At 59.3% G+C, this 19,051-nt stretch carries 19 protein-coding genes; 9 read left to right on the forward strand and 10 right to left on the reverse strand.

From position 1 onward, the window contains the following. Positions 1-112: 112 nt before the first annotated feature. The 3 genes from cysK to dut all read right to left on the reverse strand — a co-directional run bounded on the left by cysK (position 113) and on the right by dut (position 2,398). Positions 113-1,081 carry a cysteine synthase A gene (cysK, locus tag O3W47_RS17495; protein ID WP_003520103.1) on the reverse strand — a complete coding sequence of 323 codons (969 nt, stop codon included), beginning with the start codon at positions 1,079-1,081 and terminating at the stop codon, positions 113-115. Positions 1,082-1,222: 141 nt separating this feature from the next. Then, a complete protein-coding gene (locus O3W47_RS17500; protein ID WP_269314265.1) occupies positions 1,223-1,840 on the reverse strand; it encodes a LysE family translocator in 618 nt (205 codons plus the stop codon). An 87-nt stretch (positions 1,841-1,927) separates the two neighbouring features. Continuing rightward, positions 1,928-2,398: a dUTP diphosphatase gene (gene dut, locus O3W47_RS17505; RefSeq protein ID WP_269314266.1), complete on the reverse strand. Its 471-nt coding sequence runs from the start codon at positions 2,396-2,398 to the stop codon at positions 1,928-1,930. Between the two features lie 90 nt (positions 2,399-2,488). Between dut and O3W47_RS17510 the strand changes: the two genes are divergently transcribed. The 3 genes from O3W47_RS17510 to O3W47_RS17520 all read left to right on the forward strand — a co-directional run bounded on the left by O3W47_RS17510 (position 2,489) and on the right by O3W47_RS17520 (position 5,719). After that, a complete protein-coding gene (locus O3W47_RS17510) occupies positions 2,489-4,072 on the forward strand; it encodes a peptide chain release factor 3 (protein ID WP_003520100.1) in 1,584 nt (527 codons plus the stop codon). Positions 4,073-4,142: 70 nt separating this feature from the next. Beyond that, positions 4,143-5,348 (forward strand): bifunctional phosphopantothenoylcysteine decarboxylase/phosphopantothenate--cysteine ligase CoaBC, encoded by a 1,206-nt coding sequence (gene coaBC, locus O3W47_RS17515; protein ID WP_127756760.1) that lies wholly within the window; start codon positions 4,143-4,145, stop codon positions 5,346-5,348. Then, positions 5,345-5,719: an MmcQ/YjbR family DNA-binding protein gene (locus O3W47_RS17520; RefSeq protein WP_080818102.1), complete on the forward strand. Its 375-nt coding sequence runs from the start codon at positions 5,345-5,347 to the stop codon at positions 5,717-5,719. The genes coaBC and O3W47_RS17520 overlap by 4 nt, the downstream gene beginning before the upstream one ends. 9 nt (positions 5,720-5,728) lie before the next feature. On the opposite strand, the gene O3W47_RS17525 is transcribed toward O3W47_RS17520, so the two are convergent. The 3 genes from O3W47_RS17525 to ubiE all read right to left on the reverse strand — a co-directional run bounded on the left by O3W47_RS17525 (position 5,729) and on the right by ubiE (position 9,196). Next, complete coding sequence (locus O3W47_RS17525; protein ID WP_127756761.1) at positions 5,729-6,643, reverse strand: sterol desaturase family protein; 915 nt, start codon at positions 6,641-6,643, stop codon at positions 5,729-5,731. Between the two features lie 165 nt (positions 6,644-6,808). Further along, on the reverse strand, positions 6,809-8,383 hold the full coding sequence (ubiB, locus tag O3W47_RS17530) for a 2-polyprenylphenol 6-hydroxylase (RefSeq protein ID WP_080818093.1): 1,575 nt from the start codon (positions 8,381-8,383) through the stop codon (positions 6,809-6,811). Between the two features lie 36 nt (positions 8,384-8,419). Continuing rightward, entirely contained in the window at positions 8,420-9,196 is a 777-nt protein-coding gene (gene ubiE / locus O3W47_RS17535; RefSeq protein WP_137452455.1) for a bifunctional demethylmenaquinone methyltransferase/2-methoxy-6-polyprenyl-1,4-benzoquinol methylase UbiE, read from the reverse strand. Positions 9,197-9,339: 143 nt separating this feature from the next. Here ubiE and mutM point away from each other — a divergent pair, with 143 nt between their 5' ends. The 4 genes from mutM to dnaA all read left to right on the forward strand — a co-directional run bounded on the left by mutM (position 9,340) and on the right by dnaA (position 13,833). Then, positions 9,340-10,236, forward strand: a complete 897-nt coding sequence (gene mutM, locus O3W47_RS17540; protein ID WP_137452454.1) for a bifunctional DNA-formamidopyrimidine glycosylase/DNA-(apurinic or apyrimidinic site) lyase — start codon at positions 9,340-9,342, stop codon at positions 10,234-10,236. A gap of 31 nt (positions 10,237-10,267) precedes the next feature. Then, positions 10,268-11,041 (forward strand): enoyl-CoA hydratase, encoded by a 774-nt coding sequence (locus O3W47_RS17545; RefSeq protein WP_003520092.1) that lies wholly within the window; start codon positions 10,268-10,270, stop codon positions 11,039-11,041. A gap of 195 nt (positions 11,042-11,236) precedes the next feature. After that, positions 11,237-11,503, forward strand: coding sequence for a 30S ribosomal protein S20 (rpsT, locus tag O3W47_RS17550; protein WP_003493474.1), 267 nt, complete (start codon positions 11,237-11,239; stop codon positions 11,501-11,503). An 869-nt stretch (positions 11,504-12,372) separates the two neighbouring features. Beyond that, positions 12,373-13,833 carry a chromosomal replication initiator protein DnaA gene (dnaA, locus tag O3W47_RS17555; protein ID WP_003520091.1) on the forward strand — a complete coding sequence of 487 codons (1,461 nt, stop codon included), beginning with the start codon at positions 12,373-12,375 and terminating at the stop codon, positions 13,831-13,833. A 72-nt stretch (positions 13,834-13,905) separates the two neighbouring features. Here dnaA and hemW read toward each other — a convergent pair whose 3' ends face one another. From hemW to rph, 3 genes are read right to left on the reverse strand one after another with little or no spacing between them, the layout of a single operon-like run. Further along, positions 13,906-15,105 (reverse strand): radical SAM family heme chaperone HemW, encoded by a 1,200-nt coding sequence (gene hemW / locus O3W47_RS17560; RefSeq protein WP_059759503.1) that lies wholly within the window; start codon positions 15,103-15,105, stop codon positions 13,906-13,908. Between the two features lie 5 nt (positions 15,106-15,110). Beyond that, a complete protein-coding gene (gene rdgB / locus O3W47_RS17565) occupies positions 15,111-15,755 on the reverse strand; it encodes an RdgB/HAM1 family non-canonical purine NTP pyrophosphatase (protein WP_003520089.1) in 645 nt (214 codons plus the stop codon). A 17-nt stretch (positions 15,756-15,772) separates the two neighbouring features. Beyond that, a complete protein-coding gene (gene rph / locus O3W47_RS17570; protein ID WP_080818085.1) occupies positions 15,773-16,489 on the reverse strand; it encodes a ribonuclease PH in 717 nt (238 codons plus the stop codon). 135 nt (positions 16,490-16,624) lie between these two features. Between rph and hrcA the strand changes: the two genes are divergently transcribed. Further along, on the forward strand, positions 16,625-17,716 hold the full coding sequence (gene hrcA, locus O3W47_RS17575; RefSeq protein ID WP_020811203.1) for a heat-inducible transcriptional repressor HrcA: 1,092 nt from the start codon (positions 16,625-16,627) through the stop codon (positions 17,714-17,716). Positions 17,717-17,828: 112 nt separating this feature from the next. Beyond that, on the forward strand, positions 17,829-18,464 hold the full coding sequence (gene grpE / locus O3W47_RS17580) for a nucleotide exchange factor GrpE (protein WP_080852756.1): 636 nt from the start codon (positions 17,829-17,831) through the stop codon (positions 18,462-18,464). Between the two features lie 81 nt (positions 18,465-18,545). On the opposite strand, the gene ptsN is transcribed toward grpE, so the two are convergent. Further along, positions 18,546-19,007, reverse strand: a complete 462-nt coding sequence (gene ptsN, locus O3W47_RS17585; protein ID WP_003503792.1) for a PTS IIA-like nitrogen regulatory protein PtsN — start codon at positions 19,005-19,007, stop codon at positions 18,546-18,548. Between the last annotated feature and the right edge of the window lie 44 nt (positions 19,008-19,051).

The following is a 19,051-nucleotide window of genomic DNA, read 5'->3' on the forward strand; positions in this document are numbered from 1 at the left end:
GAAGGTTGCCCTTTTGCCTTGCCTAAAAAACATTGTGCCGCCAGCGGAGCCGGCGGCACATAAGAATATTCGCTAATCTGGCGCGCGATCGTACCGCGCTTGAAAGCGTGGCTTAAAGTCCAAGGCCCTCGAAAAGCGCCGTCGAAAGGTAACGTTCCGCAAAGGAAGGAATGATGACGACGATGTTCTTGCCGGCATTTTCTTCCCGCGCGCCGACCTTGATTGCCGCCGCCAGCGCCGCACCCGAGGAGATGCCGACCGGCACGCCTTCCAGCCTTGCCGCCAGACGCGCGGTTTCGAAAGCCTCGTCATTGGTCACGGTGACGATCTCGTCATAAATGCCGGTATCGAGGATGGCGGGTGCAAAACCGGCGCCGATGCCCTGAATCTTGTGCGGGCCGGGGTTGCCGCCGGAAAGAACCGGGCTGTCGGCAGGTTCGACCGCAATGACCTTCACCTCGGGCTTGCGGGATTTCAGCACCTGACCTGTGCCAGTGATGGTGCCGCCGGTGCCGATACCCGAGACGAGAATATCGACCGTGCCTTCGGTGTCGTTCCAGATTTCTTCAGCCGTCGTCTTGCGGTGAATATCGGGATTAGCAGGGTTTTCGAACTGCTGCGGAATGATGGCGTCGGGCAGCGTTTCGGCCAGTTCCTGCGCCTTGGCGATGGCGCCCTTCATGCCCTTGGGACCTTCGGTCAACACCAGTTCGGCGCCGAGCAGGGCCAGCATTTTCCGGCGCTCAACCGACATGGTTTCAGGCATGGTCAGGATCAGCTTATAGCCCTTCGCAGCGGCCGCGAAGGCAAGCGCAATGCCCGTGTTGCCGGAGGTCGGCTCCACCAGCGTGGTCTTGCCAGGGGTGATCTTGCCCTGAGCTTCCAGAGCTTCGATCATGGCGACGCCGATGCGGTCCTTCACGGAGGCGATGGGATTGAAAAATTCGAGTTTGGCGAGAAGGTTGGCCTTCACGCCCTTCTCTTTCGCCAGCTTGTCGAGCCGCACGATCGGCGTGTCGCCGATTGTTTCCGTAATCGAGGAATAGACGCGTCCGCGTCCGGGCTTTCTGGCTTCGGGCATGATGCTCTCCTGTGTAAAGACCGCAAGATTTGAGCGGCAGAATAGGAGCAATAGCTTTCGCAAGCTAGCGAACGTTCGTCCTAATATCCCTAGATTGCAGGAATAATTTCACGATAAATCGCATAAATGCACGAATTTGTTTTACGTGCTGCGGATCGCGATCATGGTCGCGGTTCCGGCCAGAATACCCGCCGCCGTGCGGTTGAGGATCGTCAAGGCGCTCGGCCTTTTCAGGAGGTTACGCGCCTTGGCCGCAAGCAGGATATAAGGCAGGAGAACCGTCATCAGCACGACGAAGGTGATGGCGAGAAGTGTCGCATATTCCGAAGGGCCGATCATGCGGATATCGATCAGCGTCGGCACCAGCGCCACATAAAACAGCATGGTTTTCGGGTTGCCGAGCGTGATCAGCAGACCGGACAGGAAGGACATGGGCATGCTGGTGCTTTTCTTTGCCTTCAGCTCCTGTGGCAGCAGGCCGGCGGTCCAAAGCTTCCAGGCAATATAAAGGAGATAGGCCGCGCCCGCGAATTTCAGCACCATGAAGGCTTCCTGAAAGGTCTGCGCCACGAAGGCCAGGCCCAGGATCACAGCGGTCAGGTAAATCATGTCGCCCAGCACCAGCCCGAGACCCATGAAGAAGGTTTCGCGAAAGCCCGAACCCAGCGCCCGCGCCACGATCGCCGTCATGCCGGGGCCTGGAATGGCGGCGGCGATGAAGAGGGCAGTGGCATAGGCGAAAAGGGTCGTCAGCGTCATGATCGTGTTTCCCGGAAAATCCGCTAAATCCATAACGAAATTGCCAGATAAAGACAATCAGTCCGCGCGTCTGTTCCAGCGGCGTCGCTAAACCCCGGTGGAGCCAAAACCGCCGGTACCCCGTGCCGTCTGCGAGGTCTCCGTCACCTCGCTCACAACAACCTGGGTTACCGGCGCAATCACCATCTGCGCAATGCGCATGCCGCGCTCGATGATAAAAGCCTCCTGGCCCAGATTGGCGAGGATGACTTTCACCTCGCCGCGATAATCGCTGTCCACCGTGCCGGGAGAGTTGAGGCAGGTGATGCCGTTCTTGATTGCGAGGCCCGAGCGGGGGCGGATTTGCGCCTCATAACCCTGCGGAACCTCGAAGATGAAACCGGTCGGGACCAGCGCGCGTTCGCCGGGTCGCAGGGCCAGCGGTTCACCGGCAGGTACGGCAGCGCGCAGGTCCATGCCGGCGGCGCCACGGGTCTCATAGGACGGCAATTCGAGGTCAGCGCCGTTGGCGAGGCGGACGAGCCGGAGAGGGGGGCGATTGTCGTTTTGAAGGGTCATGCGGCATTAGTTTGCCGAGATCGGGGCAAGGTCAATTGCAAATGTGGGCCTGAAACGCTAGATAGCCCGCAATTCCACAGGATTTGTCAGATGGCCGAAACACTTGCCGAGGCGGTCTCCCGCCGCCGCACCTTTGCTATTATTGCGCACCCGGACGCGGGTAAGACCACGCTTACCGAAAAACTGCTGCTGTTCGGCGGAGCGATCCAGCTTGCCGGTGAGGTGAAGGCGAAGAAGGATCGCATCCAGACCCGTTCGGACTGGATGAAGATCGAGCGCGAGCGCGGCATTTCGGTCGTCACTTCGGTCATGACCTTCGAATATAACGATCGTGTCTTCAACATTCTCGATACGCCCGGCCACGAGGACTTTGCTGACGACACCTACCGCACGCTGACGGCGGTGGATGCGGCAATCATGGTCATCGACGCCGCCAAGGGTATCGAGCCGCGCACGCTGAAGCTCTTCGAAGTCTGCCGCATGCGCGATATTCCGATCATCACCTTCATCAACAAGATGGACCGCGAAAGCCGCGACCCCTTCGAGATTCTGGATGAGGTGGAAGAGAAGCTCGCGCTCGATACCGCGCCCATCACCTGGCCGGTCGGTCGGGCAAAGACCTTCTGCGGCGCCTATAATCTCGCCGACAGCACCTTCCGTGGCGTCGATACCCAGGTGGAAGCCATGCCGGTCAACGGCCCGCAGGCGGTTGCCGATCGGCTGCCGGAAAATGAGCGCCATCTTTTTGTCGAAGAAACGGAACTGGCGCTGGAGGCCTGCCGTCCTTTCGATCGTCAGGCATTTCTCGAAGGTCATATGACGCCGGTGTTCTTCGGTTCGGCGTTGCGCAATTTCGGTGTGCGTGACCTCATCAATGCGCTTGGCGATTTCGCACCGCCGCCGCGCGATCAGGTGGCCGATACCCGCACCGTCCATGCGGCTGAAGAGAAAATGACGGCCTTTGTCTTCAAGATTCAGGCCAATATGGACCCGAACCATCGTGACCGTATCGCCTTTGCCCGCATCTGCTCCGGCAAGCTGGAGCGCGGCATGAAGGCGCGGCTTGCTCGCACCGGCAAACAGATGGGCCTCACTGCGCCGCAGTTCTTCTTCGCCTCGCAGCGTCAGCTTGCCGATACGGCCTTTGCGGGTGACGTGGTGGGCATCCCGAACCATGGTACGCTGCGCATCGGCGATACGCTGACCGAGGGTGAAAACCTGGTTTTCCAGGGCGTGCCGAACTTTTCACCGGAAATTCTCCGCCGCGTGCGTCTGGAAGACGCCATGAAGGCCAAGAAGCTGAAGGAAGCCCTGCAGCAGATGGCGGAAGAAGGCGTCGTGCAGCTCTTCTCGCCGGAAGACGGTTCGCCGGCCATCGTCGGCGTTGTCGGCGCGCTGCAGCTCGACGTGTTGAAGGAGCGCCTGATGGGCGAATATGGCCTGCCGGTCTCCTTCGAAATGTCGCGCTTTTCCGTCTGCCGCTGGATTTCTTCCGATCAGCCGGCTGAAATGGACAAGTTCCTCAACGTCAAGCGGGGCGATATCGCCCGCGATCTGGATGGCGATCCGGTGTTTCTGGCGCAGGACGCCTTCTCGCTCCGCTATGAGTCCGAGCGTTTTCCGGCGATCAAGATGGTCGCGATCAAGGAATATCACGTCGCCAAGGCGGCGTGATATCAGCCGGATTGCACTTTGTATGCCAAGGGCTTAGTTTCCCGGTGAAACGGGAAACTGGTCCGGCATCATGACGCTTTCAGGCAAACATATTCTCCTCATCATCTCCGGCGGCATCGCGGCCTATAAGAGCCTCGATCTCATCCGTCGGCTGAAAGAGCGCGGCGCCAAGGTGACACCTGTGATGACGAAAGGTGCGCAGGAATTCGTCACGCCGCTTGCGGTCGGCGCGCTGTCCGCCACCCATGTCTTCACCGAGCTCTTTTCCCGGCAGGATGAACAGGATGTCGGCCATATCAGGCTGGCGCGTGACTGCGACCTCGTGCTGGTGGCGCCCACTACCGCCGATCTGATGGCGAAGATGGCGCATGGCCTGGCAGACGATCTTGCTTCCACCATTCTTCTCGCGACGGATCGCAAGGTGCTGGTGGCACCGGCGATGAACCCAAAAATGTGGGCGGCAAAGCCCACGCTGCGTAATGTCGAAACGCTGAAAAAAGACGGCGTGTTTTTCATCGGACCCATGGCCGGCGAGATGGCAGAGAAGGGCGAGGCTGGTTTTGGCCGTATGGCCGAGCCGCTGCAGATCGTCGAAGCCGTCGCCGCACTGCTGGATGAGGGGCCAAAGCCACTGAAGGGCAGAACGGCCATCGTGACCTCCGGTCCCACGCATGAACCGATTGACCCGGTGCGCTACATCGCCAACCGCTCCTCGGGCAAGCAGGGCCATGCCATTGCGGCGGCTCTGGCCGAGCTGGGGGCAGAGGTTACGCTGGTTTCCGGCCCGGTCACCATCGCCGATCCTGCCGGGGTCACGACGATCCATGTCGAGCGCGCCGAGGAGATGCGCGATGCGGTGATATCGAGACTGCCGGCGGATATCGCCGTCATGGTCGCCGCCGTCGCCGACTGGCGGGTGACGGGCTCGTCGGAGCAGAAGATCAAGAAGCAGCCGGGCGATGCGCCGCCAGCGCTGCAACTGACGGAAAATCCCGATATTCTCAAAACCGTCGGCCATCATGAAAAGCGCCCGAAGATTGTGGTCGGCTTCGCCGCCGAAACGCAGGATGTCGAGAAGAACGGCCGGGCGAAGCTGGAGCGCAAAGGCGCGGATTATATCGTCGCGAATGATGTTTCGGTGGAAACCGGCATCATGGGCGGAGACCGCAACAGCGTGAAGATCATTTCCGCAGATGGCATCGACGTTTGGCCGGATCTGGACAAGGTCGAAGTTGCAAAACGTCTGGCGGCCCTGATCGCGGAGAAACTCGCATGAGCCTGTTCGATCGCAAGACTTTCGACAGGGTGCTCGGTAAATGGCCGGGCGTGCGTTTTGTCGACCAATGGGATTCCCACGTTGCCAAGGTTGGCGACAAGGTTTTTGCCGTGCTTGGCGAGCGGGAGGACTGGCGGCTGGTCGTGAAATGCTCGGAAGAGAGTTTCGAAATATTGACCTCGCTGGAAGGCATAGGGCAGGCGCCCTATTTCGCCAAACGCAAATGGATATCGATTGGCGATCATGCCCCGCTCGAGCAGGAAGAACTGGAGCATTATGTGCGCCGCTCCTATGAGCTTGTCGCAGCCGGTCTGACCAAAAAACTGCGGGGCGAACTGGGTATCGTGATCGATACTGCGCGTGCCCTGTAGTTTTTCGGTTCAGTCGAGCTTGGTGTCCTTGCCGATTATCTGACGGACGCCTTCCTTGGTGAAGGGCTGCAGGAGCTGCGGCAGGAATCCTTTCGCAATCTTACCCTTGATACCGATATCGGTGGAAGAGGGCCTGTCGGGGTTATGATAGGAGCCGAAGATCAAATCGAAGAAGACGAGATTCTCGCCGTAATTGGTGTTTCCTTCCGGAAGCTGCTTTGAATGGTGCCAGCGGTGTAGGCGCGGGGTGCTGAACACGTAATCGAGCGGCCCCGTTTTCATATCGACGTTGCAATGGGTCAAGATGCCGATGAATGCGGTAACGGCACCGAGCCACCAGAAAACCTGTAGCGGCGCACCCATGAAATAGAGCGGAATCTGGCTGAGCGCGATCTTGAACAGGGAGTCGGCCACATGGAACCGTCCCGTATTGACGACCCAGAGCCGCACGACGCTGTGATGCAGCGCATGGAAACGCCAGAAGAATACGGTTTCATGCGCAATACGATGGGACCAGTAGAGGCCGAATTCGGCAATCGTCACCGCAAGGGCGACCTGAATGATCATCGGCAGATGATCCGGCCACAAATCGAACCGCATGGCGGCGAGCGGCTGCAGCACATTGGCGGTCACCATCGGGAAGATTGCCGCTGCGGCGGCTGCTAGCTGGACCAGCCCTTTCGTCAAAAGCGTGTGGCCGATGCTGTTCACGGTCTCGCCATCACCCTCAAGCCATTGGATTTCGTAAGGAATATAGCGTTCGAGAAGAAACAGGCTCAAAACCGCGCCCGCATAGACGGTCAAAAAGGCCGCGATCGGATGGCTGCTCGTAAAAGCGAAATAGGACCCCACCAGGCCGCCGACGAACACCAGCGGCCACGAAGAATAGGAAAGGGCCTCTTTCAGTACCTGCGCTTTTGCCATCAAAATCAAATCCCGTCCGGCATCGTCCGTTTATACCGCCGGCGCAATTCCGCGCAGGCATCAAAGCAGCCCTTACCCCGCATCGATCACCTGTCTCGATTAGAGATCAGGCCCTTATCGCTCCAATGCATTACACAAACATGGCACTCACCGGTGCCGAGATGCTCAGCTTATCCTGATGGCGATGTAAAGAAGCGTCAGCGCTATGACCCAGAGTGCCGCCCGTCCCCATTTGGTGTGGCGCGCTTCCGCCTTGCCGATGGCTTCCGCCGTCTGCGCGTCGAAACGCAAGCCGTTCTCGCTCATATACATCAACTCGGAATGCAGCTTTTCGGTCTTGGCGGCGATCTCCGGCGCTGCCTCGGCAAGTTTGAGAGCCGCCTTCACGCCGTCCTTCAGATCGGTGACGATGCGTTTCGGGCCGAGATTGTCCCTGATCCAGCCGCCGACAACCGGATCTGCCGCCTTCCACATGTTGAAGCGCGGATTAAGCATGCGCGACACGCCTTCCACCACCACCATGGTCTTTTGCAGCATCACCAGTTCCGGCCGCGTTTCCATGTCGAAAAGCTCGGTCACTTCGAATAGCAGCGTCAAAAGCTTGCCCATGGAGATCGTTTCGGCCGGCTGGCCGTGGATCGGCTCACCAATGGCGCGGATCGCCTGGGCGAAGCTTGCTATATCGTGATGGCCCGGCACGTATCCGGCCTCGAAATGCACTTCCGCCACCCGCATGTAATCGCGGGTAATGAAGCCGTAGAGAATTTCGGCAAGGAAGCGGCGTTCCTTTTTGCCGAGACGCCCGGCAATGCCCATGTCGACGGCGACGATCTCGCCCTCAGCATCGACGAAGAGATTGCCGGGATGCATGTCGGCATGGAAGAAGCCATCGCGCAGCGTGTGCCGCAGGAAGGACTGGATCAGCGTGTCGGCGAGTTTGTTCAGGTCGTGACCGGCGGCCTTCAACCCTTCGATATCCGACATCTTGACGCCGTCGATCCACTCCATGGTGACGACATCGCGCCCGGTGCGTTCCCAATCGACCTCGGGAACCCGGAACCCGGGATCGTCCCTGGTGTTTTCCGCAAGTTCGGAAAGGGCGGCGGCCTCGAGCCGCAGATCCATCTCGATCTTGGTGGTCTGCTCCAGCGTGCGTGTCACCTCGACGGGGCGCAGGCGACGCGCGGAGCGGACGAAACGCTGCTGCAGATCGGCGATCAGATACATCGCTTCGAGATCGTTCTGGAAACGCTGGCGCACGCCGGGGCGGATGACCTTGACGGCCACCTTGCGCGGCCCCTTCGGCGTATCCACCATTGCCGGATGAACCTGGGCAATGGAGGCGGCGGCGATAGGATCGCCGAATTCCCTGTAGAGATCGGACACCGAACGTCCGAGCGAGCCTTCGATATTGGCTTTCGCCGCGGCCGCCGGAAAAAAGGCCATGCGGTCTTGGAGGCTCGCGAGATCGTCGGCGAAGTCGGCGCCCACCACATCCGGCCGGGTGGCGAGAAACTGACCCATCTTCACATAGGAAGGACCAAGCCGTTCGACAGCCACCGCCAGACGGTCGCTGCGCTGCGCCCTTTTTGCCTTGCTGCGGGCGAATGGCTTCAGCAGCGCTTTCAACAATTGGGCGGGAGCAGGCAGGTCATCGGAAGGCAGGGCCAGCACGACGCCTTCGCGCACGAGAACCCAGCCAACCCTTGCGAGGCGGAAATATGCGCCCAAAGTACTCATGCTTATGCTTGTCTCCTGCGTCTGCCGGCCATGGTCTTAAAGCTTCCAGCCGGAATGCAGGGCGGCGATGCCGCCGGTGTAGTTGGTATAGGAGACACGGGAGAAGCCGGCGGTGCGGATCATCGTCGCGAAATCCTCCTGATTGGGGAATTTGCGGATCGATTCGACCAGATATTGATAAGGCTCGGCGTCACCCGTGATCATCTTGCCGAATTGCGGGATGGCGTTGAACGACCAGGCGTCATAAACGCGGTCGAGCAACGGCATTTCGACCTCGGAAAATTCCAGCACCAGCAGCCGCCCGCCGCGTTTCAGCACGCGGTGTGCCTCTTTCAACGCGACGTCAATGCGCGGCACGTTGCGAATGCCGAACGCGATCGTATAGGCGTCGAAACTGTTTGCCTCGAAAGGCAGTTCCTCAGCATTGGCTTCCACGAAGGTCAGATTGTCGGAAAGCTTCTTTTTTGCCGCGCGCTCTTCGCCGACGGCCAGCATCGAGCCGTTGATGTCGAGAACGGTGGCATGCGCCAGACGGTTGGAGGCTTCGATGATGCGGAAGGCGATATCGCCAGTGCCGCCGGCAACGTCCAGAACCTTGTAGGACGCGTCCTTGCGCGGCGAAAGCGAAGAGACCATGGCGTCTTTCCACAGCCGGTGCAGGCCAGCCGACATCACATCGTTCATGATGTCGTAGCGTTTGGCCACCTTGTGGAAGACCTCGTTGACCAGCCCCTGCTTTTTGCCTTCGTCCACCTTGTGGAAGCCATAGGACGTTTCCATGCCGCCTTGGGCAGTGGTACGGGCGTCGGTCATTGTCTGTCTCCATATTTATTGCGTGGCGGACCATAGCGGAAACGCCATGGCAACGCTATCTGTTGCCGCATCGCCTGGGCGCGACATTTCGCGTGCACTGTATAGACCACATGGTCCTAACGATAAACTGTCGGATAAGCCAGATGCCAGAATTGCCAGAAGTCGAAACCGTCAGACGCGGTCTTGCGCCCGCCATGGAAGGCGCAAGGGTCCGCAGGCTCCATCTGGGCCGCCCCGATTTGCGCTTTCCATTCCCGCAGGATTTCGCAGCGCTTATCGAAGGCAAGACGATCCTGTCGCTCGGGCGCAGGGCGAAATATCTTCTGATCGAACTGGAGGATGGGCTGACCATCGTTTCCCACCTCGGCATGTCAGGCTCGTTCCGTATCGAGGCGGAAGCGGGCGAGGCCGGCGATGCTCCCGGCGTGTTTCACCATGCCCGTTCCAAGGACGGCAAACATGACCATGTCGTCTTTCATCTGGATAAAGGAGAAGAGCGCGTCTGCGTCATCTATAATGATCCGCGCCGCTTCGGCTTCATGCATCTGGTGGAGCGCAACAGGCTCGACCTTTACCCCGCCTTTGCCGAGCTCGGCCCGGAGCCGACAGGCAATGCGCTGAGCGCGGATTATCTGGCGAGCCGGTTTGAAGGTAAAAGCCAGCCCCTGAAAAGCACGCTGCTGGACCAGAAGGTCATTGCCGGTCTCGGCAATATCTATGTCTGCGAGGCGCTGTGGCGCGCGCATCTTTCGCCTTTGCGGGCGGCGGGAACGCTGGTGACGAAAGGTGGCAAGCCCAAAGCGCAGCTCGTCGATCTGACGGAGAAAATCCGCGACGTGATCGCGGATGCGATCGCGGCAGGCGGTTCCTCATTGCGAGACCATATACAGACGGACGGAACGCTCGGTTATTTCCAGCATTCCTTTTCGGTCTACGATCAGGAAGGCCAGCCTTGCCGGACACCCGGCTGCGGGGGTACGGTTGAGAGGGTGGTGCAGGCCGGTCGTTCGACCTTTTATTGCGCCGCCTGCCAGAAGTAACGGAGCCGGAGTGCCGGAAGGGGAGATTGCCGTGGACTATGAAACGATACTGGTCGAGAAACGCGATGAGGTGGGTGTCATCACCCTCAACCGCCCCAAGGCGCTCAACGCTCTCAATTCGGTGCTTCTGAAAGAGCTGCGGCACATTCTGTCTTCGTTTTCCGCCGATGATTCCATCGGTGCGATCATTATCACCGGTTCGGAAAAGGCATTTGCAGCAGGCGCCGATATCAAGGAAATGCAGGGGCTGGATTTCGTCGATGCCTATGTCGGCGATTTTCTCGGCGGCTGGGACGAGGTTGCGGCCACCCGCAAGCCGGTCATCGCTGCCGTATCCGGCTTTGCGTTGGGCGGCGGCTGCGAACTGGCGATGATGTGCGATTTCATCATCGCTTCGGACACGGCAAAATTCGGCCAGCCGGAAATCACCCTCGGCGTCATCCCTGGCATGGGCGGCTCGCAGCGGCTGACACGGGCAGTCGGCAAGGCGAAGGCCATGGATCTGGTTCTGACCGGCCGTATGATGGATGCCGCGGAGGCTGAGCGGGCCGGTCTCGTGTCGCGTGTCGTGCCGGCTGCAAATCTCATGGACGAGGCGGTGGAGGCGGCAACCCGCATCGCTTCCCTGTCGCGTGCTTCCGTTCTGATGGCCAAGGAAAGCGTCAATCGCTCCTTCGAGGTGCCGCTTGCGGAAGGACTGAGATATGAAAGACGATCCTTCCAGTCGCTCTTTGCGACAGTGGATCAGAAGGAGGGCATGGCCGCCTTCGTGGAAAAGCGCAAGCCCGCTTTCCGGAATCGCTAAGGATTCGGAATATCGGCGCTTTTAAGCGTTTTGCGCGTTGACGGGCGTAAGCTTTAGCGGTATATGCCCGCCCACGGTTAAGGAAAGCCATCCGGCTTGTCCGAAATTACTCCCGCATTCTTGGGTTACGTGAGGTCTTCGAACGACCCGATCCTATGGTTGCGGAATTTGGTTTGAATTCGAAGAGAGGCATACATGGCCAATACAACTTCGGCGAAAAAGGCGACCCGCAAGATCGCTCGCCGTACCGCAGTCAACAAGGCTCGCCGTTCGCGCGTTCGCGGCTTCATCCGCAAGGTCGAAGAAGCCATCGCTTCCGGTGATCTCGCAGTCGCTACCGAAGCTCTGAAGGCAGCTCAGCCCGAGATCCAGCGCGCCGCCACCCGGGGCGTTCTGCACGGCAACACCGCATCCCGCAAGGTGTCGCGTCTCGCACAGCGCGTTAAGGCTCTTTCCGCCTAATCCGGCTAATCACAAATAATTATTCAAAAAGCCTGGTCTTTTGACCGGGCTTTTTGTGATTCTAACTGCCCGTTAACCATTGCTGCCGTAACGTGACAAACGCGTGTCAGATGGACGACAGGAAATTTGCAATAAAAACAACAGCTTGCTGGAGGTCTCTGGAAAACTCGGGGGCTTTCTCTACGGAAGTCGCGGCTAGTTTTGAGTCAAGAAGATTTTTATTTTTTTGCCAAAATCAGCTCTCAAAAATCGCCAAAATTGAATCTCATTGATTCATAAGCGATTCTGCTTCGCACCTTGTCGGTGATGCAAAACGGCCTTTGCGAGTCAATGGCCGATCTGAGTTTTTGCAGAAAAAACGCCATTGATCTCTCCCCACGATCCTGCCTAAATGCATTTCAACAAGGGGTGCGGATCTCAGTCCACAGATTATCTCGATGATCGTATCGACGATATTCACCTTCTTGCTGGCGGGTCTTTCGGGGTCCGTTTTTTCAGGTCATGGAGCTTTTTGTGCCGTTTCGGTCTCCGGAACGGGCGGGAGTTTTTTGTCCTCAAGAATGCGCCTTTAGGTTGTAACGAAAGGAGCGTTTTAGCGTGTCGCAGGCCTCTCCATGAGGGGGAGGGAAATGGGATAACCGGCTCGCAAACGAGTAGTCGCCTTTGACGTTCTTTCGAGGGGAACGCTGAAGGCAAAAATATACGAGGGGGATCTCTGGCGATCGATCTTTGATCGTCAGGCTATGATTGGCAATTTGAAAGGCGGCAATATGCAACTGAATTTGGCGATGGGTGCGGTGGCTGATGGGGACCGCGCACCAAAGACGCGTGATGCAACTTGCTCAGATGCGGCAGGGGACAAATCGGCAATGACGCACGATGCGCTGTTTGAACGTTTTAGCGCGCGGCTCAAGGCACAGGTTGGTCCGGAGGTCTATGCAAGCTGGTTTGCACGGCTCAAACTCCATTCCGTTTCGAAAAGCGTCGTCCGTTTTACCGTTCCGACGACCTTTCTGAAGTCCTGGATCAACAACCGTTACATGGATCTGATCACGAACCTCGTCCAGAGCGAGGATCCGGATGTGCTGAAGGTGGAGATTCTGGTCCGCTCGGCCAGCCGCCCGGTCCGTCCGGCTCAGACCGAGGAAAGGGCGCAGCCCGTTCCGGAAGTCGGCGCGGTTCAGCGTAACAAGTCCTTCATTCCGTCGCAGCCCGCGACGCCTGCCGCGCAGCCCGCAGCTTCGCAGGCGACCCTGCGTCAGGGCGGTTCCGGGCCGTTGTTCGGCTCGCCGCTCGACACACGTTTCACCTTCGATACCTTTGTCGAAGGCTCGTCCAACCGCGTCGCGCTTGCGGCGGCAAAGACGATCGCCGAAGCCGGTGCCGGCGCAGTACGCTTCAATCCGCTGTTCATCCATGCGGGTGTCGGCCTCGGCAAGACGCATCTTCTGCAGGCAATCGCCAATGCCGCCATCGACAGCCCGCGCAATCCGCGCGTGGTCTATCTGACGGCCGAATATTTCATGTGGCGTTTCGCCACTGCGATCCGCGACAATGATGCGCTGACGCTGAAGGACACGCTGCGCAATATCGACCTGCTCGTCATCGATGACATGCAGTTCCTGCAGGGCAAGATGATCCAGCACGAATTCTGCCATCTGCTGAACATGCTGCTCGACAGCGCCAAGCAGGTCGTGGTTGCGGCTGACCGTGCGCCATGGGAGCTGGAATCGCTCGATCCGCGTGTCCGTTCCCGTCTTCAGGGCGGCATGGCCATCGAGATCGAAGGTCCCGACTACGATATGCGCTATGAAATGCTCAACCGCCGCCTCGGCTCGGCACGTCAGGACGATCCGTCCTTCGAGATTTCGGATGAAATCCTGACTCATGTGGCCAAGAGCGTGACGGCAAGCGGACGCGAACTGGAAGGCGCCTTCAACCAGCTGATGTTCCGTCGCTCCTTCGAGCCGAACCTCTCGGTTGATCGTGTCGATGAGCTGCTGTCGCATCTCGTCGGGACGGGTGAGGCCAAGCGTGTACGCATCGAGGATATTCAGCGGATCGTCGCCAAGCACTATAATGTGTCGCGACAGGAGCTGGTGTCCAACCGCCGTACCCGCGTCATCGTCAAGCCGCGCCAGATCGCCATGTATCTGGCAAAGATGCTGACGCCGCGGTCTTTCCCCGAGATCGGTCGCCGTTTCGGTGGTCGCGATCACACCACGGTTCTGCATGCCGTGCGCAAGATCGAGGAACTGATTTCCGGCGACACCAAGCTCGGCCACGAGGTTGAGCTGTTAAAACGCCTGATCAACGAAAACAACGCATGAAAAAAGCGGCCTTCGGGCCGCTTTTTTATTGTCGTCTTGTTTATTGGGCTAAAGCTGGGGTGGAGGCTGGCGTCAGCAGGCGAGATCGGCCACCACCGCGTCCAGAATGAGCATGCCGGACGGCGTGCAGCGCAGGCGGGAATTGCCGAGCCTCTCCACGAAACCGTGCTGAAGGAGGAATTCCTCCTTTTCCGGGTCGAGATCGCGGCCGGAAAGATCGCTCCAGCGGGCGAGGTCGATACCTTCGCGCAGGCGAAGGCCCATCAGCAGCAATTCATCGGCCTGCTCGTCGACGCCAAGCAACTCCTGATCGACCATGCCGTGGCCTTCCCGCTCAACGGTTTCGAGCCAGTTTTCCGGGTGGCGCTCGGTGGCGGTTGCGAGCTTGGAAGCGCCTCTCGTCAGGCGTCCATGCGCGCCGGGGCCGATGCCGGCATAATCGCCATAACGCCAGTAGGTCAGGTTGTGGCGGCTTTCAGCGCCCGGCCGGGCATGGTTGGAAACCTCATAGGCAGGCATGCCGTAACGCTCGGTGATTTCCTGCGTCGCTTCATAAAGCACGGCCGAATGTTCGCCATCCGGCACGATCAGCTTACCGGCCTTGTGCAGCCCGTAGAAGGGCGTGCCTTCCTCGATGGTCAGCTGATAGAGCGACAGATGGTCGACCGCGTAGGAGACAGCCTCTTTCAGCTCGGCGTCCCATTCGGCCACCGTCTGGTTCGGACGGGCATAGATGAGATCGAAGGACATGCGCGGAAAAATCTCCCGCGCCAGCCGGATGGCTTTCAACGCATCGGCAACATCATGCAGGCGGCCGAGGAACTTCAGGTCCCGGTCGTTCAGCGCCTGCACGCCGAGCGAGACACGGTTGACGCCCGCCGCGCGGTAACCGCGAAACCGTTCCGCCTCGACGCTGGAAGGATTGGCTTCCATGGTGATCTCGATACCATCGGGCACATGCCAGAAGCGCGAGACGCCATCGAGAAGTGCTGCGACCGTCTGCGGGTCCATCAGCGATGGCGTGCCGCCGCCCATGAAGATGCTGGTGACGACCCGCGGGCCGCTCAGCGTCCGCATATGTTCCATTTCACGGAGAAAGGCAGCCGTAAACCGTTCCTGATCCACCGGCCGGTGGCGGACATGGCTGTTGAAATCGCAATAGGGACATTTGGCCGCACAGAAGGGCCAATGCAGATAGATCCCGAAACCGGGATCGCCCGTATCCGGCAGAAGCGATGCGCCGGGGGCAGAAAGTTGATGCTCCCCGACCATCGGGTTCATGCCTCCAGGCAGGTTTCTACGAATTTTTTAAACGCCCGGGCACGGTGCGAAAGCGCGAAGGCGTCGCCATGTTTCCAGCCGTGTTTTTCATCCGCGCTCATCTCGCCGAATGTGGTGTCGTATCCCTCCGGTTTGAAGACCGGATCGTAACCGAAACCGCTCGTTCCGCGCGGCGGCCACACCACCGTGCCTTCCACCTCGCCACGGAAATATTCGAGATGCCCGTCCGGCCAGGCGAGGCACAGCACGCTGACGAAACGACCGGTGCGATCTTCGGGTTTCGATGCGCCGCGCTCGGCCAGCGCATCCTCGACCTTCTGCATCGCCATGGCGAAATCACGCGTGCCGTCCGCCGTTTCCGCCCAATTGGCGGTATAGACACCCGGCGCGCCATCCAGCGCATCGATGACCAGACCGGAATCGTCCGACAAAGCCGGAAGACCGGATGCCTTTGCGGAGGCAAGCGCCTTGATGGCGGCATTTTCCTCGAAGGTCGTACCCGTCTCATCCGGCTCTTCGAAATTCAGCTCTGCCGCCGATTTGGCGGAGAAGCCGAAAGGCCCGATCAGATCGGCGATTTCGGCGATCTTGCCCTTGTTGTGGCTGGCGACGACGATCGTTCTGGTATCGAGCTTGCGCATGGTGCTTTCCTGTCGGCTCAGGCGATTGCCTGTTTCTGAAGGGCGACCAGTTCGCCGCAACCGGCCTTGGCAAGACCGAGCAGCGTCAGGAATTCTTCCTCGGAGAAGGGCGCGCCTTCCGCCGTGCCCTGAACCTCGACGATGCCGCCGGAGCCGGTGATGACGAAATTTGCATCGGTCTCGGCCGACGAATCCTCGAGGTAATCGAGATCGATCACCGGCTGGTTGGCGAAGATGCCGCAGGAGATCGCGGCGATATGGTCCTTCAGAACCTTCTCGACCTTGATCATGTTGCGGGTTTCCATCCATTTCAGGCAATCGTGGAGCGCAATCCATGCGCCGGTGATGGAGGCGGTGCGGGTGCCGCCATCGGCCTGGATCACGTCGCAGTCGATGCTGATCTGGCGCTCACCGAGCGCCTGCAGATCGACGACGGCGCGCAGCGAACGGCCGATGAGGCGCTGAATTTCCTGCGTGCGACCGCCCTGCTTGCCGGAAGCGGCCTCGCGCTTCATGCGCTCATGGGTGGAGCGCGGCAGCATGCCGTATTCGGCGGTGACCCAGCCCTTGCCGCTGTTGCGCAGCCACGGTGGCGTCTTTTCTTCAAGGCTTGCGGTGACGAGCACATGCGTGTCGCCAAATTTCACGAGACAGGAACCTTCGGCATGTTTCGAGAAATTGCGCTCGAAGGAAACCTTGCGCATCTGGTCGGTTTTTCTGCCTGAAGGCCGCATATGATCCACTCTCCATGTTGGTTCCTGCCTTCTAAGGCGAGGTCCGGGCTTTTGCAAAGCCAATTTCCATTTTGCCCCGGCGTTGCAACGCATTATATTGATGCAAGCTGGTTTGAACGACAAAGAACGGACGAAATGGGTTTTTCCGCACCGCTATCAAAAGATCAGGCATCGCTGCTGGATGAACGGTCTCGGGAAATTTTCCGGCGCATCGTCGAAGGCTATCTCGATACGGGCGAGCCGCTCGGATCGCGCAGCCTGTCGCGGCTGTTGCCGATGTCGCTTTCACCCGCTTCCGTCCGCAATGTCATGAGCGATCTCGAAGAGCTCGGCCTCATCTATTCGCCGCATATCAGCGCCGGTCGCCTGCCGACCCAAACGGGGCTGCGCTTCTTTGTTGACGCCTTCATGCAGGTGGGTGACCTGCCCGCCGAGGAAAGGGCGACTATCGATCGCCAGATCGGGCCGGTCGCCGGTCACGAACAGTCGCTGGAAGGGCTGCTGACGGAGGCGAGCCGCATGCTGTCCGGCATGTCGCGCGGTGCCGGCCTCGTATTGACGGCGAAGAACGACGTCATCCTCAAGCATGTCGAATTCATAAGGCTGGAGCCCACCAAGGCGCTCGCCGTGCTGGTGGGCGACCACAATCAGGTCGAAAACCGCATCATCGAGCTGCCGGCCGGCATTTCCTCGTCGCAATTGACCGAAGCGGCGAATTTCATCAATGCTCATCTCTCCGGTCAGACGCTGCATGAGTTGCGCGGTCAGTTCCAGACGCAGCGGGCGGAGCTGCAATCGGAACTTGGTATATTGGCGCAGGACCTCGTGGAGCGTGGTCTTGCGGTATGGGCGGGAGACAATGAGGAGGGCAAGCTCGGCCGTCTCATCGTTCGCGGTCGCTCCAACCTGCTCGAAGGTCTCGCCGGTGAGGAAGATATCGATCGGGTGCGCCTGCTGTTCGATGACCTGGAGCGCAAGGAAAACCTCATTGAAATCCTCAATCTCGCGGAAAGCGGCTCGGGGGTCAGGATTTTCATCGGCTCGGAAAACAAGCTGTTTTCGCTGTCCGGTTCGTCGCTGATCGTCGCGCCCTATCGTGATGAGGACAATCGTGTCGTGGGTGCGGTCGGCGTCATTGGCCCGACCCGGCTGAACTACGCCCGTATCGTGCCGATGGTGGACTACACGGCGCAGATCATGGCCCGCCTTTCCCGCAAGCAGAGATAGGACAAACTCGCAGGGTCAGGGAATGCGGCAAGCTTTTCGCCGCAAGCCTTGATTTTTGCCCGTCAAAGCTCGATATCGGGCGCAACCAACATATTCAAATCTGGAGAACGTCATGACCGACGATACAAAAAAGCCCGGACCTGACGCGGACGTCGCCGAAGAGTTTGTCGAACCCGCGCTCGCCGGGGAAGAGCCGATTGACGCTGCCGAACCCGATCCGGTCGAGCTGCTGAAGGCTGAAAATGCCGACCTGCGTGACAAGTTCCTGCGCCTTGCGGCCGAAATGGACAATCTTCGTCGTCGCACGGAGCGCGATGTCAAGGATGCGAAAGCCTATTCGCTCGCGGGTTTCGCGCGCGATATGCTCGCCGTTTCCGATAATCTTCGCCGCGCGCTTGAAGCCATTCCCGATGAACTCAAGACCAATGGCGAAGCCGGTCTCAATGGTTTGATCGAGGGCGTCGAGATGACGGAACGTTCGATGCTGTCGACGCTGGAACGCCACGGCGTGAAGAAGATCGATGCCGAAGGCCAGAAGTTCGACCCGAATTTCCATCAGGCCATGTTTGAAATTCCGAATCCGGCGGTTCCTAACAATACCGTGCTGCAGGTGGTTCAGGCCGGTTTCACCATTGGCGACCGCGTTCTGCGCCCGGCAATGGTCGGCGTCGCCAAGGGCGGCCCGAAGGCGGAAGTTGCCGCATCGGCCGAGCCGGGCACCTCGTCTCTCAATGAAAAGGACGCGTAAGGCATCTGTTCTTACGTCATAAAAAACGCGCCTTCAGGGCGCGTTTTTTATTGCCGTTAAACTGAGGGAGTTAGCCCGCGATCAGGCCGCCGTCGCCTGCTCCTGATTGAGGAAAGCGTAGATTGCGGTGTCGGAATCGGTGGCGCGCAGTTTGGCGACCAGTTCAGGGTCGCGCAGGGCGCGTGCAATTCTGGACAAGGCCTTCAGGTGATCCGCGCCGGCGCCCTCGGGCGCGAGCAGCAGGAAAACCAGATCGACCGGCTGGTCGTCCAGCGCTTCGAAATCGACCGGTGTTTCAAGACGTGCGAAGACGCCGGTGATCTGATGGATGCTGTTGAGCTTGCCATGCGGAATGGCGATGCCGTGGCCCACACCGGTGGAGCCGAGTTTCTCACGCTGGAGGATGACGTCGAAAACTTCCCGTTCCGAGACTCCGGTAATTCTGGCTGCCTTTGCGGCCAGCTCCTGAAGCAACTGCTTTTTGGAATTCACCTTGAGGGCGGGAATAATCGCATCTTGTTGCAGCAAATCTGCCAACGCCATTCTCTTTTTCCTTCATGCCATCGAGACGATGCAGGAGGCAGCTA

The sequence above is a fragment of the Agrobacterium sp. LMR679 genome (assembly GCF_027157905.1).
GTDB lineage: Bacteria > Pseudomonadota > Alphaproteobacteria > Rhizobiales > Rhizobiaceae > Agrobacterium > Agrobacterium leguminum.